This window comes from Atopobacter sp. AH10 (assembly GCF_003664595.1).
Lineage (GTDB): Bacteria > Bacillota > Bacilli > Lactobacillales > Aerococcaceae > Atopobacter.
This window is the reverse complement of record NZ_QXPZ01000023.1, coordinates 1-15,780: the sequence shown is the minus strand read 5'-3', so window position 1 is coordinate 15,780 and position 15,780 is coordinate 1. Positions and strand designations below refer to the sequence as shown.

The 15,780-nt window shown below is 39.5% G+C and carries 13 protein-coding genes and 2 tRNA genes; 13 read left to right on the top strand and 2 right to left on the bottom strand.

Annotation, left to right across the window (positions count from 1 at the left end; translation table 11 throughout):
- Nucleotides 1-5 precede the first annotated feature (5 nt).
- Nucleotides 6-1,016, top strand: coding sequence for a ribosomal protein S18-alanine N-acetyltransferase (gene rimI, locus D3H64_RS05870; protein WP_158589238.1), 1,011 nt, complete (start codon nt 6-8; stop codon nt 1,014-1,016).
- Nucleotides 1,013-2,032: a tRNA (adenosine(37)-N6)-threonylcarbamoyltransferase complex transferase subunit TsaD gene (gene tsaD / locus D3H64_RS05865; protein ID WP_121565343.1), complete on the top strand. Its 1,020-nt coding sequence runs from the start codon at nt 1,013-1,015 to the stop codon at nt 2,030-2,032. The genes rimI and tsaD overlap by 4 nt, the downstream gene beginning before the upstream one ends.
- A 299-nt stretch (nt 2,033-2,331) precedes the next feature.
- On the opposite strand, the gene D3H64_RS05860 is transcribed toward tsaD, so the two are convergent.
- On the bottom strand, nt 2,332-4,287 hold the full coding sequence (locus D3H64_RS05860; RefSeq protein WP_121565408.1) for an ABC-F family ATP-binding cassette domain-containing protein: 1,956 nt from the start codon (nt 4,285-4,287) through the stop codon (nt 2,332-2,334).
- Nucleotides 4,288-4,862: 575 nt separating this feature from the next.
- Between D3H64_RS05860 and D3H64_RS05855 the strand changes: the two genes are divergently transcribed.
- From D3H64_RS05855 to dltD, 8 genes are all read left to right on the top strand, one after another.
- A complete protein-coding gene (locus D3H64_RS05855; protein ID WP_121565342.1) occupies nt 4,863-5,534 on the top strand; it encodes a redox-sensing transcriptional repressor Rex in 672 nt (223 codons plus the stop codon).
- 423 nt (nt 5,535-5,957) lie between these two features.
- Nucleotides 5,958-6,221 carry a co-chaperone GroES gene (locus D3H64_RS05850; protein WP_121565341.1) on the top strand — a complete coding sequence of 88 codons (264 nt, stop codon included), beginning with the start codon at nt 5,958-5,960 and terminating at the stop codon, nt 6,219-6,221.
- 91 nt (nt 6,222-6,312) lie between these two features.
- Nucleotides 6,313-7,932, top strand: a complete 1,620-nt coding sequence (groL, locus tag D3H64_RS05845; RefSeq protein ID WP_121565340.1) for a chaperonin GroEL — start codon at nt 6,313-6,315, stop codon at nt 7,930-7,932.
- A 536-nt stretch (nt 7,933-8,468) separates the two neighbouring features.
- Entirely contained in the window at nt 8,469-9,101 is a 633-nt protein-coding gene (locus D3H64_RS05840) for a TVP38/TMEM64 family protein (protein ID WP_233554897.1), read from the top strand.
- Between the two features lie 479 nt (nt 9,102-9,580).
- On the top strand, nt 9,581-11,104 hold the full coding sequence (gene dltA, locus D3H64_RS05835; RefSeq protein WP_121565339.1) for a D-alanine--poly(phosphoribitol) ligase subunit DltA: 1,524 nt from the start codon (nt 9,581-9,583) through the stop codon (nt 11,102-11,104).
- On the top strand, nt 11,104-12,261 hold the full coding sequence (gene dltB, locus D3H64_RS05830; protein WP_121565338.1) for a D-alanyl-lipoteichoic acid biosynthesis protein DltB: 1,158 nt from the start codon (nt 11,104-11,106) through the stop codon (nt 12,259-12,261). Before dltA ends, dltB begins: the two co-directional genes overlap by 1 nt.
- Nucleotides 12,262-12,287: 26 nt before the next feature.
- Nucleotides 12,288-12,527, top strand: a complete 240-nt coding sequence (dltC, locus tag D3H64_RS05825) for a D-alanine--poly(phosphoribitol) ligase subunit DltC (protein WP_121565337.1) — start codon at nt 12,288-12,290, stop codon at nt 12,525-12,527.
- A gap of 5 nt (nt 12,528-12,532) precedes the next feature.
- Entirely contained in the window at nt 12,533-13,717 is a 1,185-nt protein-coding gene (dltD, locus tag D3H64_RS05820) for a D-alanyl-lipoteichoic acid biosynthesis protein DltD (RefSeq protein ID WP_121565336.1), read from the top strand.
- A gap of 379 nt (nt 13,718-14,096) precedes the next feature.
- Here dltD and D3H64_RS05815 read toward each other — a convergent pair whose 3' ends face one another.
- Nucleotides 14,097-14,687, bottom strand: coding sequence for an ECF transporter S component (locus D3H64_RS05815; RefSeq protein ID WP_121565335.1), 591 nt, complete (start codon nt 14,685-14,687; stop codon nt 14,097-14,099).
- Nucleotides 14,688-15,025: 338 nt separating this feature from the next.
- Here D3H64_RS05815 and yidD point away from each other — a divergent pair, with 338 nt between their 5' ends.
- From yidD to D3H64_RS05800, 3 genes are all read left to right on the top strand, one after another.
- Nucleotides 15,026-15,271 carry a membrane protein insertion efficiency factor YidD gene (gene yidD, locus D3H64_RS05810; protein ID WP_121565334.1) on the top strand — a complete coding sequence of 82 codons (246 nt, stop codon included), beginning with the start codon at nt 15,026-15,028 and terminating at the stop codon, nt 15,269-15,271.
- Between the two features lie 214 nt (nt 15,272-15,485).
- Nucleotides 15,486-15,566: transfer RNA gene (locus D3H64_RS05805), tRNA-Tyr, on the top strand.
- A gap of 11 nt (nt 15,567-15,577) precedes the next feature.
- Nucleotides 15,578-15,649: transfer RNA gene (locus tag D3H64_RS05800), tRNA-Gln, on the top strand.
- The last annotated feature ends 131 nt before the right edge of the window (nt 15,650-15,780 follow it).

Below are 15,780 nucleotides of genomic sequence, written 5' to 3'. Positions count from 1 at the left end.
CTTTTATGAGCCCTATTGATGAAGGATTTACCTCGGATAGCTATCCAGCCTGGTCAAAGAAATGGCAGGAAGGGGAAAACTCTTGCCAAATTCGTCGCATCCAAAGAAGCGATATTGGTTATTTGGTAACCGTAGAGGAGTCTGCTTATGAGGGGCAAGGGCAGTGGGGACTTTCAGGCTTTTCTTTTGATTTGAGTCGAGCCAATACTTGTTATTATGTCCTTTTTGTTAATCAATCTCTGGTGGGATACATTGGCATTCGTTTGGATGCTTCACAAGCACATATCACACAAATCGCTGTACATCCAAAGTATCAGGGGCAGGGCTTTGGAGGGAAACTCACCGAAGTAGCTATAGATCATGCACAATTTTATCAGGCGAATCATATGGTTTTAGAGGTGAGAACCAGCAATACGAAAGCGCAAGCTCTTTACCACTCCTATGGTTTTCGTGTGGTGAAAAGACTGCCTCAGTATTACCAAAAGCCTAAAGAGGATGGTTATTTTATGTTGTGCCCATTGGTTGAAAGAGCTTTCCGATTTGAAGAAGTTAAGCTGAGATCTAGTGATGAAGAGGATATCTGTAAAGAATTAGCGCTAGTGTTGGAAGAAAGTTTTGATATCCATCAAGTACCTTATCATAAAGAAGATATAGAGGAGCATTTGTCCAAAGAAATATCCTTCGATTATCGTTTGACCTATTTTCGACAAACGGTTGCCTTTATCGGTTACCAATTAGTAGAAGGTCAAGCGGATTTGCTCTTTTTGGCGGTTTTACCGGATTTTAGAAGACAGGGTCTGGCAGAATACTTGCTAAAAACGAGTTTAGCTTGCCTAAAAAAAGAAGGGGCGGAGGAAGTGTTCTTGGAGGTCAGAACTTCTAATCTTTCTGCTCAGATGCTGTATCAAAAAAATGGTTTTAAAGAAATTTATCAACGGAAGCAGTACTATAGTTTTCCGAAAGAAGATGCCCTTGTGATGAAAAAAGATTTAACAAGAGAGGAGGACGTGAAATGACAACTATATTAGCTATTGAAAGTTCATGTGATGAAACATCTGCAGCCATAGTACGCAATGGGAGAGAATTGCTCTCGAATATCGTGGCCAGTCAAGTTCCTTCTCATCAGCGGTTTGGCGGGGTTGTTCCAGAAGTGGCGAGCCGTCATCATATCGCTTGTATTAACCCTGTCATTGCTATGGCTCTGGAAGAAGCTAATCTTCATTTGGAGGATATAGATGCAGTTGCGGTAACAGCTGGACCGGGTTTAGTTGGGGCTCTTTTAATAGGGGTATCAGCAGCGAAAGCGATAGCCTATAGTCAAGGTATTCCTTTGATTGCAGTGAATCATATGGCTGGTCATATTTATGCTAATCATTTAGAAACGCCACTGGAATTCCCTTTGATGGCACTAGTGGTCAGTGGTGGCCATACTGAATTGGTTAGAATGACAGACCATGTGACTTTTGAAGTGATCGGAGAAACTAGAGACGATGCGGTTGGGGAAGCCTATGATAAGATTGGCCGAGTATTAGGTTTGCCTTATCCTGCTGGGAAGGCAATGGATCAATTGGCTCATCAGGGGGAAGATAAGTACGCTTTTCCACGGGCAATGATGGAAGAAGATAATTATGACTTTTCTTTCAGCGGTTTAAAGAGTGCAGTGATCAATACTCTTCATCATGCCGATCAATTAGGAGAGGAAATTATTAAAGAAGATGTAGCAACTAGTTTCCAAGCGGCAGTGGTGGATATTTTGGCCACGAAGACCTTGCGTGCTTTAAAGGAATATCCTTCGAAACAATTGATTTTGGCGGGAGGAGTAGCGGCTAATCGAGGATTAAGGGAACGTTTGGAAAAGGAATTAAAAGGTTCAGTTCAATTTCTCAGACCACCAATGAAATTATGTGGAGATAACGCAGCTATGATTGCGGCCTGTGCTTATTACCAATATCTAAAGGGAGACTTTGCTGATAGCCGTTTAAATGCTTTTCCTGGTTGGGCGATAGACCAAGCTTTACCATCGATACATTAAGAGATATAAAAGCTAAATTCCCCCAAAATTTATCCAAGGTGTAGCGGACAAATTTTTTTGGGGGGTTAGGGTAAAAATAAAAAGACCCTTTATACTAGTTCGTGTGGTATTTTGACTAACGATACATAAAAAGCTAAATCCCCTACAATTTTAGCTAATGCCGTGATGGTGGACGAATTTATGGGAGTTAGGCTAGTATAGAGCCCAATAAGAATAGCGCCCAAGTCTTTTGGATAGACGATGGGCGCTGTTTGTGTATTATCAAAAGATTTAGGGAGTGCCCTACAATTAGATAGCCACTAGAGAGCATCTATAGCTTCAGCCAAATGAACCCATTCTTTACTAGCAGTAGAAAGAGATTGTTCTATTTCCTCTAATTGGCTGGAGAGTTCCTGGAGTTTTTCTGGATCACTAAAGATAAGAGGGTCAGTCATGGCATCGTGTAGACTGGCCTTTTTTTCTTCTAAAAGTTCGATAGTCTCTTCGACTTTTTCAAATTGGCGGTAAAGATCACGTTCTTGTCGTTGTTTGGCTTTTTGGTCAGCGTAACTGATTTGACTAGCCGTTTTTTGAGCAGGCTTAGCATTTTGAACCTTGCCGATTTCTTCCTCTAGGGCGTTTTGTCGTTCACTTTCTTCAGCTTTTTTTGCCAGATAGTAGTCATAGTCGCCTAGGTACAAGCGAGACTCGTTTTCGGAAAGCTCCAAAACCGCTGTGGCAATACGGTTGATAAAGTAACGGTCGTGAGAGACGAAAAGGAGAGTACCATCATAATGGCTTAAAGCTTCTTCAAGAACTTCTTTGCTATCGAGATCGAGGTGGTTGGTCGGCTCGTCCATTAGGAGAGTATTGTCTTGCTCGAGAGAAAGTTTTGCCAAAGCAACTCTAGCTCGTTCGCCCCCGCTCAATTGTTTAATACTCTTTTTTACATCATCTCCAGAGAAAAGAAAGGAACCGAGCAAAGTCCTAATCGCAAGTTCTGGTAAATTGCTATGGTCTTGCCAAACTTCTTCCAAGACACTGAGATGGTCAGTCAGATGGGTGAGATGTTGGTCATAGTAGCCTAAATCAATATGGCTACCAAATTGAAATTTCCCTTCAAGGGGTTCTAGTTGTCCCATTAAGGTTTTAAGGAGAGTTGTTTTTCCAATTCCGTTTGGACCTACAATAGCGATGGCTTGCTGGCGTTTAATATTGAGATTGATACCTTTCGCAAGAGGGGAAGTTTTCGTGTAACCTATACAAAGGTTCTCTAGTTTCAGGACATCCTTGCCAGAGTCACGTTGGGTAGAGAAGGTCAAACTCATGGATCTTTTATCTTGTTTAGGACGTTCGATCCTCTCCATACGTTCGAGGATTTTTCGCCTACTTTGAGCCTGTTTGGTGGTGCTAGCTCTAACAATGTTTTTTGCCACGAAATCTTCTAATCGTTGAATTTCTTCTTGTTGTTTTTCGTAGCGCTTCATGAGTTGCCGGTAACGTGCCTCTCTCTCTTTTAAATAGTAGGAATAGTTGCCATGATATTCTTCTATATGGTCGTGAGATAATTCGTAAAGCCTAGTACAGATTTTGTCTAAGAAGTATTGGTCATGGCTGACAACTAGTAAAGTCATTCGGCGCGCAATGAGGTAATCTTCAAGCCAAGCTAGTGTATCAATATCGAGGTGGTTGGTCGGTTCGTCTAGAATAAGGATGTCTGGAGCTTCTAGTAACAATTTGGCAAGGGCTAAGCGAGTTTGCTGCCCACCAGAAAGAGTGGAAATTTCTTGATCGTAGCATTCAGCTGGGAAATGGAAGGCGGATAGCACCATTTTGATATCACTGTTCGCGGCATAGGCGTTGCAGTCATCTATCTCTTGTTGATTGCGATCAAATTGTTGAAGAAGCTCATGGTAGCGATCGCTCGTATGGTCTAAATGGGGATCAGCTAAAGCTTGGCTTAAGCTTTCTTGTGTATCTAAAAGCGCTAATCGTTCCTTTTGTGTTGAACGAACAACTTCAAAAACGGTTTGGCCTTGATAAGCGGAAAGGGCATATTGGTCCAAGTAACCTAATGTGTGGTCTTTAGCGATATGTACCGACCCTTCATCAGGCTTTTCGGCACCAGTTAAAATTTTTAAAAGAGTAGATTTCCCTGTCCCATTGCGGCCGATTAAACCGACACGTTCGCCAGTTTGCAAGTTGAGGGAAATTTGATGGAAGAGAATATCAGACCCGAAGTAACGGGCGACTTGATGGGCTTGGAGTTCAATCATTTTCATTCAGTCACTTTCCTAAAATAGTAGCTTTCTCAAAAGAGAAAGAAGAGGATCAAAAGAGCTTACGCCCTCTTTTGCCTAGTTCCATTGTCTGAGATTATGACTCTTACGTCAATTGAAAGGGACAATTTTTTGCTAAATACTTTGGGGTTCAATTGAAAAAACGCTAGGAGAAGTGGCAGATAAACGTAAAAAAGAGAATATTTAGCAATATATAAGGATAAATGAAAAGGAATCTATTGTGTAAAGTGGGAGAGGCTTAAGTAAAAGGGGCAGCTATTTGCTTCAGATAGAAAATGCCAAGGGTCTATTTTGGTTTCAAATGAGGGGAAATTTAGGCTGGGACTATTTAGGCTTGTAAGCTACTAGTAAGGGGATAAAAAGTTGGGTAAATAAAAAGTTTGTGAAAAAATTGGCTTTTTATAGCTTGATGTATGGTTATTTGACACTTTTTTTGCTATATTATCAGTAGATGAAGAAGCCACAAGTGTGATAAGCTTATAGCTTCGAGACAGATTATGTCTGACTATAGACGTAAAAAATAAGTGATAATAAAGAAAGGAGGAGTAACCTTGAGCGAGAGGATTATTCCTAAAGCAACGGCCAAGCGCCTACCTATTTACCAACGTTATTTACGTTTTTTGCATGATGCAGGAAAAGATCGGGTATCATCCAAGGAACTAAGTGAAGCAGTGAAAGTTGACAGTGCAACTATCCGCCGAGATTTTTCTTATTTTGGCCCATTAGGTAAGCGGGGGTATGGATATGATGTGGAGAGCCTCCTGTCCTTCTTTAGCCGTACTTTATCACAAGATGTCATCACCAATGTTGCCTTAATAGGGGTAGGACATTTGGGACATGCCTTGCTGAATTTTAATTTTTACAAGAGCAATAATGTGCGGATTTCAGCAGCCTTTGAAGTCAAACAAGAAAAGATTAACCGTATTATTTCCAACGTCCCTGTTTATAGTTTGGACGAATTGGAATCTCAAATTGAACAACAACAATTGAAGGTCGCTATTCTTACGGTTCCACAAGAAAATGCGCAAGAGATGGCAGAACGTTTGGTAGAAGGAGGAATTGAAGGGATTTTAAACTTTACGCCAATTCGCTTGGATCTACCTAACTATGTTCACGTGCAAAATGTGGATTTAACGAATGAATTACAAACGTTAATTTATTTTCTTAATTCTTCTAATATCAAGGGAGGAAGAATGGAAAAGAGTCACGAAGAGGACAAATAAAAAGAGATCAATGAAAGTCCTTAAGCTAGGGGAATTCCTTAGTTTAGGGACTTTTTTCTTATGCATATTTCGACTAGCTAATGCCTTCTGTTACTTTTTTAGTAAGCGAGCTTTTCTTGTTATTTCTAGTTTGAGTGGGTTGAGTGGGCAAGTTTTTTAGCTATATTTATGGCTATTGATGAAAGGTGTCCTTGTACTTTCAGAGAGAATTGGGGAAAGTTTCTGCCAATTTGTTTGAATGACAAGTTTTTTTGAACGGATTCTTGTAAAGTCGTTAAGGGGATTTAGCATTTTTTTAAGTAAATTTACTTGCATGATTGGTCAATATTAGTTAAGATAACACTAGAGCTTAGCAATTGGACGCTTAGAGTGCTAATTGCCTAGACCCTGACTATTGTATATTTAGAAATTGGAGGAATTGACATGTTAAAACCTTTGATGGACAGAATGATCTTGAAACCAGTGGAAGAAGAAGTAACTAAGGGTGGCTTTGTCCTACCAAGTTCTGCCAAGGAAAAATCTAACGTGGCTGAAGTCGTTGCGATTAGTGACAAGATAGAAGATACAGAGCTCAAAGTTGGCGACCACGTCCTCTATGAAACTTATGCTGCTACAGAAGTAAAACACAATGGGGAAGATTACCTTGTCGTGAAAGAAAAAGATATCATGGCAGTTATTCGAGGCTAGTCGATCTAGTTGTTGGAAGTAAATATATAATTTTTCAAAGCCTAGCAAGGTCTAGGGTGAAATCTTGTCATGCAAAGGAGATTGGGAAGATATGGCAAAAGAAATTAAATTCGCTGAAGATGCACGTAGTAAAATGATTCAAGGGGTAGACATTCTTGCGAATGCAGTGAAAGTTACCTTGGGGCCTAAGGGGCGCAATGTCGTATTGGAAAAAGCTTTTGGTTCACCACTGATTACAAACGATGGGGTGACTATAGCAAAAGAAATCGAATTGGAAGATCATTTTGAAAATATGGGGGCTAAATTAGTTGCTGAAGTAGCTTCCAAGACGAATGATATTGCTGGGGACGGGACAACGACAGCTACTGTTCTGACTCAAGCTATCGTACGTGAAGGCTTGAAAAATGTTACAGCTGGGGCTAATCCAGTTGGGATCCGCCGAGGAATTGAAAAAGCAACACGTGTCGCTGTAGAAGAATTGAAAAAATTATCTACAAAAGTAGCTTCTAAAGATGCTATTGCTCAAGTAGCGGCTATTTCTTCCGACGATAAAGAAATCGGTCAACTAATTGCTGAAGCTATGGAACGTGTGGGTAAAGATGGTGTTATTACGATTGAAGAATCAAAAGGGATCGACACCGAATTAGATGTGGTTGAAGGGATGCAATTTGATCGTGGATACCTTTCTCAATACATGGTGACAGACAATGAAAAAATGACTGCTGAATTGGAGAATCCATATATCTTGATCACCGACAAGAAAATCTCCAATATTCAAGAAGTCTTGCCTTTATTAGAACAAATTCTTCAACAAGGACGTCCGCTTTTGATTATTGCGGATGATGTTGATGGTGAAGCTTTGCCAACATTAGTCTTGAATAAGCTACGTGGGACCTTCAATGTTGTTGCAGTTAAAGCACCTGGCTTTGGTGACCGCCGTAAAGCAATGTTGGAAGATATTGCTATCTTAACAGGTGGGACTGTGATTACTGACGACCTAGGCTTGGAATTAAAAGAAGCAAGTATGGACCAATTGGGTTCTGCAGGCCGTGTAACAGTTACTAAAGACTCTACAACAATTGTTGAAGGAGCAGGTCAAGCAAGTAAGATTAAAGAACGGGTAGAATTGATTCGTAAGCAAGCGGAAGATACAACTTCTGATTTCGATCGTGAAAAATTACAAGAACGTTTGGCTAAATTAGCTGGTGGGGTTGCTGTTGTTAAAGTTGGTGCGGCTACTGAAACAGAATTAAAAGAACGCAAGCTACGTATTGAAGATGCTTTGAACTCTACCAGAGCAGCTGTTGAAGAAGGTATCGTTGCTGGTGGGGGGACTGCTCTCTTACTCGTTCAAGATAAAGTAGCTGCTGTAGAGGCAGAAGGTGATGAAGCTACTGGTGTTCAAATTGTGACACGGGCTTTGGAAGAACCACTTCGTCAAATTGCTACTAATGCAGGTAAAGAAGGTTCTGTAATTGTTAATCGCATCAAGGGCGAAGAAGCCGGAGTAGGTTACAATGCTGCAACGGATGAATGGGTAGATATGGTACAAGCTGGTATTGTTGACCCAACTAAAGTAACTCGCTCTGCTTTGCAAAATGCAGCTAGTGTATCTGCTTTGATTCTAACAACGGAAGCAGTTGTGGCAGATGTTAAAGAAGATAAAGCACCAGTTCCAGGGATGGATCCATCCATGGGCGGTATGATGTAAAAATAAGTTGTTAACCTGCCTGTCTTTTAGGAGCATCTTAGAGTGAAAATAGCTCCTTAAGGATGAGCTACTTGCCATAAAGTAATAGGGATGAGTAACCATTAACTTTTATGGATGAATAAAGGGTATAAAAAGGCTTCTGATTTAGCGCCGTCTAAAATCCCATAGCCAGTCAATTGTATTGAAATGCCCCCTAAAGTTGGACTGAACAATCTAACTTTAGGGGGTATTTATATCTATAGGGGGAGAAAAGCTTAAGTTTATGAAAAGATCTTCTTAAAAAACACTTCATAGGGAGTGATTTGAGGGCAATAGTAGGTAAAATGAGAAAGGTAGTATAGAGAAAACAAGATATGAAATAAACAAATTGATTTCAAGCCATGCTTTGTAAAAACTGTCTTGACTTTTGCCCCTTGAATCCACTAAAATCAGTCTTCGAAAGCCTGGTCTAGGGAAAGTGAGCAAAATCATACTAACGACCTAGGCATTTGGTGAAATCTTCTCGTAAAATAGGAGTAAGCAAGGGGAGTGAGAATGTGGATCGACAAAAAGCTTTTGCATATAACAGGAAAATCGTACAAATTGTAACAGTGATTGGAATTGTTCTATCCATTATGATAGCCCTAGCTGTGTATCGTTCAGGATATTTCAAAGGAGATGGAGAGGCCTTTCGTCAATCCTTGGAAGCTATGGGGGGCTTAGCTCCGATTTTATTTATCCTTATCCAAGTGATTCAAGTTATATATCCAGTTATCCCAGGAGGAGTACCTTGTTTAGTTGGCCATATTGTGTTTGGGAATGCTTTGGGATTTACCTACAATTTTATTGGTATCACCATTGGATCGATTATTAACTTTTATTTGGCACGAAATTATGGGGAGTTACTGGTGCGTTCATTTGTTTCGGATGAGCAGTATGATAAGTATCACCATTGGATTGACCAACAAGATCGTTTTGGCAAGATGCTTTTTGCAGCCTTTGCTTTGCCAGGTTTTCCAGATGATTTCCTTTGTATGGTAGCTGGCTTGACATCAATGTCTTTCAAACGTTTTATGGGGATTTACCTCCTCTCTAAGCCTCTAACTCTCTACATCTATACCATGATTATGCTAAAGGGAGCAGGCTTTTTATCGGATATGCTCAATATCTTTGTAAGAGGGGGGCATTAAGGAAATGAGTTTTAGAGAATTGAATGGGAAGAAAAGGATAAGGTCTCCTTTCCCTTGATAAGAGCAATTTCCAAGATGCAAGCAAAAAGTTGAGTCAAGGGAGCCGTTGCTTAGCTGATATCTTTAAGATGTAAACAACTTTCCATGAGATTTAGGCTAGCTAATCTTATCAAGGAAAGTGTTTATTTTTTGTGCGTATAAAAAATGCATTTTTGACAACTTGATTGAATTTTCATCTTTTTTTAATTCGAGTTAATGGATATAATAGACACTGAAAAAAATCCATATCAACTAGAAAAGATGGAGTTATTCACTTTGTTTAGTGCATTAAAAATTGGACGGCAGTAGCGATTGAGTTGTTCTAGGGACGACTTTTGAGTGGAAGGCATGCAGATTACTTTGGGCGGATAGCCCCCCTTTTTGATTCCTTAGGGAAGTTGCCTTTTATAAGCGCCGATTTATGATAGGAGAAAAGAATAATGGATATTTTAAAAAGAATTGAAGAAGTTGCTCGAACGAATCCAGAGAGGGAAGCTTTTATATTTGCAAATGAGTCCATCAAGTATGGAGAACTTTGGAAGCTATCAGGAGAACTTGCCAAATGGATCTTGAGTTTAAATATTAAGAGAAATATACCTATTCCAATTTATGGCCATAAAAATATCTGGATGCCTATTTGTATGCTTGCGGCAACAAGATCAGGGCATGCTTATGTTCCAATTGATATTTCTATGCCAGAAGATCGCGTAAAATTTATTGTGAAGGCTGTTGAGTCACCACTTGCTATCAACACGGAAGCAAATAGTTCTTTCTGTCAGGATGTCTTGAAGACGACAAGAGAAGATCTTGAAAAAATTGTTTCGCCATCTTTTGTTGAAGAAAAGCACTATAAAGAGTTGACAGATGAGGATGCCAATCAAGTAAATGATATTCACTATATTATCTTTACTTCAGGAAGCACGGGTAGCCCTAAAGGCGTGAAGATTACAACAGGGAATTTGGCCAATTACCTTAAATGGTCCGAAACATTGGTGGAGAAAAAAGCTGGAGTATTTTTAAATCAAGCGCCATTTTCTTTTGACCTATCTGTGATGGATACCTATACAGGTCTAGTGACAGGGTCTACGATTGCCTCTCTTAATAAGGAAAAGACGGAGAATATTAAAGAGGCGCTAAAATTTATTAAGGAAAATAAAGTAACTTATTGGGTGTCCACTCCGTCCTTTGCGGAAATGTGTTTATCATCAGATGAGATGAATGGGGCATATTTAAAATCGATGAGAAAGTTCCTTTTCTGTGGGGAACCATTGAAAAATCAGACCGCTAAAAACTTGCTAGAGCGCTTTAGTAAAGCAGATGTGATTAATACTTATGGTCCAACGGAATCAACTGTTTGCGTGACGTCTGTAAAGATTAGTAAGGAAATAGTAGAAAAGGAAAAGGCACTTCCAGTTGGAGTGGCCAAAGAGGGAACCAGTCTTTATTCTGTTGATGAGGAAGGTAAGAAACTCCCTTATGGAGAAAGAGGCGAGTTGATTATTACTGGGAATACAGTAGCAGCTGGCTACTTTAACGATCCTGTGCGAACTTCAGAAAGTTTCTTTACGAATGAAGATGGGGAGCCTGCTTATAGAACCGGGGATCTTGGTTATGTCACATCAGACGGAATGGTATATTGTTCAGGACGGAAGGATACGCAAATTAAGTTACATGGCTATCGTATCGAAATCGGGGATATTGAAAGAAACTTGCTCGATATTGAAGGCGTGGAGGATGCTATCATCTTAATTGAACTTAAGGATGGGGTACCTAACTCTCTAACTGCCTGTGTCTCACAGGTAAATAGCGAAGATCAGTCCTATCACCGTCGCAAATATATCCGTGAATCGCTAAGAGCAAAGCTGCCAAAATATATGGTGCCTAAAAAGATAGTCTTCTTTGAAAAGTTCCCTATAACGCCGAATGGTAAGGTGGATAAAAAGAAGATGAGGGAGGCTATTTAATGCAGCTATTTGTCGATACAGGATTTTTTGTCTATGCTGCCTTGCTCTCTCTACCGGCTATCCTATTAGGCTATTTTGAAAAGCCTATTCGACTTTATGGGTTTGCGGTTTCACTCTTATTTGTCTTTCTAGCGATGAAAGATAGCAAAACTGCTTTGGTTTTCTTGGTTATTTTTCTCATCTGGCAACTACTAGAAGCTAAAATTTATCTTTGGCTGAGGCAGAAACAAGGAAGAAAGGCTGGAACTTACTGGTTGTTTATGGGCTTAGCCTTACTTCCCTTGTTATTAAACAAATACGGGATTGCTCAGCATAGCCAATTTGTTTTCTTTGCCTTTCTGGGAATTTCCTATATGGAATTCAAAGCTTTGCAAGTGATTATTCAGATTTATGATGGACAAATTAAGCAGATTGATAGTTTTAGCTATATCTACATGATGATTTTCTTCCCAGTGCTGACTTCAGGGCCGATTGACCGGAGTGAAAGATTTAAAAAAGATGTCTATCGGACAATTCCACGGGCGGAGTATCTGGAATTAGTTGGGAAAGGGCTCTGGAAAATGAGTCTAGGTCTAGTTTACAAGTTAGTGATATCTGCTATTTTTTATCAAGCAATCTTGCTTTTAGGCAAAGGAAACGGAAGCTTAGCCTTTTTCGTCAACATGTATGCGTATGGATTCTATTTATTTTTCGATTTTGCTGGTTACAGTTTGATGGCTGTGGCGATGTCTTACTTTTTCGGCATTCAATCACCGGATAATTTCAATAAGCCTTTCATCAGCAAAGATATGAAAGAATTTTGGGATAGGTGGCATATATCTTTATCACATTGGTTTAGAGATTTTGTCTTTTCTAGAATCACCATGGATATTATGAAGAGCGGTAAGGTTAGGAATAAATATGTGATTGCCTCTACAGCTTTTATCATCAATATGCTCATTATGGGTTTGTGGCATGGTGTAGAAAGTCACTATATTATCTATGGCTTGTATCATGGTGTCTTGCTTGCTGGGACAGAATTATACCAAAAGAAGCTACCTTGGCATAAAAAGTATAGAAAAAATCCTGCCTATCAAGGCCTATCATGGTTTGTCACCTTTAATCTAGTGATGTTTGGTTTGTTGATTTTCTCTGGGAATTTATCGAAGTTTATCTAAAATGGGTTTACAATGGGGGAATTAAAATGGAAAATATTAGAGAAAAAGTGTTAGCAATTTTAGCTGAAGTCTGTGGGGACGAAGTTGTCATTGAAGAACCAGATATCAATATCGTCGATGAAGGATTGATTGATTCATTTGGCTATATGGAATTGTTGGTATCTCTTGAATCAGAACTAGGTGTAGTGATTGCTCCTACAGAGTATACAAGAGAGGAGATGGATACTCCTTCTAAAATCGCTAGCATAGTGGAGGGTAAATGTTAGGATAAATGAAAAAAATCAAAGCATTTATTGCAGCGTTTTTGCTACTGCTTGTATTTGTTGCGACTCTTCATGGGGTAACCAATAGCATCAGTTTGAAGAGTGGATCAGGTTTTAAGACTTGGTACAATCAATATAAAGACAAATCCTATCAAGCGATCAGTAGTAATATGGATAAAAAAACGATGATGGTTTTTGGTTCATCTGAATTTGGCCACCATCAAAAGAGTTGGTATCATTTAAAAAATATGTTCAAAGATAGGGATTTGAATGCCTTATTGATTGGTCAACCTTATACTCAGAGTATCAACCACACGATAGCCTTAGCTGCTTTATCGAAGAATACGACGAACAACAAGGTCGTGATGGTGGTGTCCCCAACTTGGTTCAGAGGCGATGGGATTGATCCTAATGCGTTCAGTATTCGATTTTCTGATTCAGAATATATTGAAATGCTAAAGGATGATAGAATTAAACGGCCACTCAAGGAAAAGATTATAAAAAGAGTAGTTGGCTTGCTTGCAAATGATAAAAAGACGCTTTCTAGAGTTAAACTGTATAATAAAGTCTATTTCGAAAAAGACCAACAGTGGACTGTTAGAAGCCTTGAGACAATTGTGGAAAGAATGCGTAAGGATCAGGAAAATAGCGCAGTGAAGCTGGCTATGCTCTTTGAAAAAGCAAAATATCAAAGGGGCAAAGCGACGATTCAAGATCCTCATCATATCGATTGGCAAAAGTTTAAGGAAAAAGCCTATAAGCAGTCCCTCGATGAATCAAAGAATCCTCTTTATATAAAACAGGATCAGTGGAAGAGAAAATTCTCTAAAAAATGGAAACGGATGAAGAATGCACATAAAAATGATGAGTTGACCAAGTCAGAAGAATTCAAAGATTTAGAACTCTTCCTTCAAGTCGCTCGGGCAAATAATAAAAAAGTCCAATTAATTCTTCAACCGATTAATGGGTATTGGTATGATCATACTGGAATGAGTAAGAAGAGAAGAAAAGAATGCTATGAAAAGATCCATGCGATAGCTGACAAGTACAAAGCAGAGGTTGCTGACCTCTCTAGTTATACTTATGAACCATATGTCCTCAGTGATGCAGTTCATCCATGGAAGAGAGGTTGGGTGTTGATCAATGAAGCCATTTTTAACTTCTATCAAAAAAATGACTTGGCTAAAAGATAAGGAATTTCTGAGATATATGTTAGGATTCTTTACTTGTATGGCTGTTTTGTACATCTTTTATTTGTTTGGCATGGGGCTGTCAACACCAGGCTTCACCTATGCAGATTTCTAAAATAGGCAGAATAGTCTAGTATATACAGATCAAAAAAAGCAAAGCGAGTATAAACGTTGGTAAATCAACATCTATACCCGCTTTTTTATTTTTTAAGTGTCAAAGTCAAGAAAAACGAGTATAACTGTTGCTTATTGAACAGCTCTACTCGTTTTTATAATCTAAAGACTTACTGTTAGGGAAAGGAATCATCCCTTTTGCAGGACTATCGCTTCTTTAGGGTCTAGTAAATTCCGCTTGAGGGGATGTTTAATGGGTGATAAGTGATTAGTGTTTTTTCCGATTGGCTACTTTTTGGTAGGCGTAGACAATAATAGGAACGACTACAGAGGCAGCAATGAGTTCAGGGATACCATTGGTGACAACGGTCGTCCCCAAAAGCTTATAAAGTAGTTGCGGTGTCGTGTGGGCTAGTTCAGCGTAAGGTTTCCCTTTTAAAAGAGCGATCAGCCCCAAAACGCCTACCGTGTTAGTTATAGAACCGACTGCAGAGGCTAACATCAAAGACGAATGCTTGTCTAAAAGTTTAGATAGGCGTTTGAAGGTGTAGGCAGTTGTTAAGCTAATGCATACGCGTGGAACAACGGCGATAATAGCGTTTTGGAAGATTAGAATATCAAAGGGGGAAGTCGGAGCGATATAAGCTCGCAACATACTTAAAAGACCCCAAGCTAAGCCGATCCACCAACCGGAGTAACCATCGAAAATAAGTGCAGCGGAGATAACGGTTAAGTGAATAATCGTTAGATTGAGTGGGGGGATTGGAATATAGCCAAAGAATGGAACAAAGGTTTGTAGTAAAAGGATGGCAACGAAAATACCCCTCATCGTTAAAGTTTTGGTAGAACTTTTGGACATTTTTTATCAACTCCTAGCGTAATTCATAGTTTTCAATATTACTATACTATTTTTGATGAGAAATAGCACCTTATTTTGGTACTTTAGGGAAGTGAAAGAGCTGACTTTCTTGTAGTAGCCGGCAAAAATCGAGATAGAAAAGAACTAGAGGGCTGGGTATAGACATTTACCCTTTAGACTGCTGGAGCTAAAAGAAAGGAGAGATAAAAGGAAAAATCAGGAAGAGGGGAAAATACGGCGTAGGTGACTAGAGACTGTTGAGTTTTAGCAGGACAATGTAAAGAGATATAGTCTCTTAGCTGTTTATGGTAAACTAGGGGGGAAGAGGAGGAGAGATGATGGGGAAAGTGTTGATTTTCTTAGTCAAGTGTTATCAAAAAGCTATTTCTCCTCTTTTCCCCCCAAGCTGTCGGTATTCTCCGACTTGTTCAAGTTACATGATAGAAGCCATTCAACGGCATGGGAGTTTAAAAGGCTTTGTGATGGGGATAGCTCGCATCTTGCGTTGTCATCCTTTCCTTAGAGGGGGGATGGATCCTGTTCCGGATGAGTTTACCTTAAGGAGAAATAAAAAGTATCGTTAAATAAAAGGGAAGATCTATAGGGCAATAATGGCAAGAAATTGGCTAAAAGAAGCTACAGACTAGCAAAAATATAGAATATTGACTGGGAAAAAGCTCATATTTTAGGATAAGTGCGACGTATTTTCTTTTGAGAGGGCGTCATTTTAGAAAAAGAAATGCAAAATAGTATTGCATTTCAATGGATCTTAGGATAGAATATTTAAGTATCAGTTAGGGAGGGATAGCGAAGTGGCTAAACGCGGCGGACTGTAAATCCGCTCCTTCGGGTTCAGTGGTTCGAATCCACTTCCCTCCATTTTATATTATTGGGCTATAGCCAAGCGGTAAGGCAACGGACTTTGACTCCGTCATTCGTTGGTTCGAATCCAGCTAGCCCAGTTGCAGTAAAGCTGAGAGAGATCTCGGCTTTTTTTGTCTGAAAATTCTTACACTAGTCCTTAGCCATTCTTTATATCCTGAATTCCCCAACCAATAACGAGCTTAAGTCGTACAAATCCTAATTTTATGGT

Bases quoted from the DNA above. Each gene is read 5' to 3' on its own strand.
- D3H64_RS05860 (WP_121565408.1), bottom strand. From the start codon at position 4,287: ATGATTGAACTCCAAGCCCATCAAGTCGCCCGTTACTTCGGGTCTGAT.
- dltA (WP_121565339.1), top strand. From the start codon at position 9,581: ATGGATATTTTAAAAAGAATTGAAGAAGTTGCTCGAACGAATCCAGAG.
- groL (WP_121565340.1), top strand. From the start codon at position 6,313: ATGGCAAAAGAAATTAAATTCGCTGAAGATGCACGTAGTAAAATGATT.
- yidD (WP_121565334.1), top strand. From the start codon at position 15,026: ATGGGGAAAGTGTTGATTTTCTTAGTCAAGTGTTATCAAAAAGCTATT.
- dltD (WP_121565336.1), top strand. From the start codon at position 12,533: ATGAAAAAAATCAAAGCATTTATTGCAGCGTTTTTGCTACTGCTTGTA.
- D3H64_RS05815 (WP_121565335.1), bottom strand. From the start codon at position 14,687: ATGTCCAAAAGTTCTACCAAAACTTTAACGATGAGGGGTATTTTCGTT.
- rimI (WP_158589238.1), top strand. From the start codon at position 6: ATGAGCCCTATTGATGAAGGATTTACCTCGGATAGCTATCCAGCCTGG.
- tsaD (WP_121565343.1), top strand. From the start codon at position 1,013: ATGACAACTATATTAGCTATTGAAAGTTCATGTGATGAAACATCTGCA.
- dltC (WP_121565337.1), top strand. From the start codon at position 12,288: ATGGAAAATATTAGAGAAAAAGTGTTAGCAATTTTAGCTGAAGTCTGT.
- dltB (WP_121565338.1), top strand. From the start codon at position 11,104: ATGCAGCTATTTGTCGATACAGGATTTTTTGTCTATGCTGCCTTGCTC.
- D3H64_RS05850 (WP_121565341.1), top strand. From the start codon at position 5,958: ATGTTAAAACCTTTGATGGACAGAATGATCTTGAAACCAGTGGAAGAA.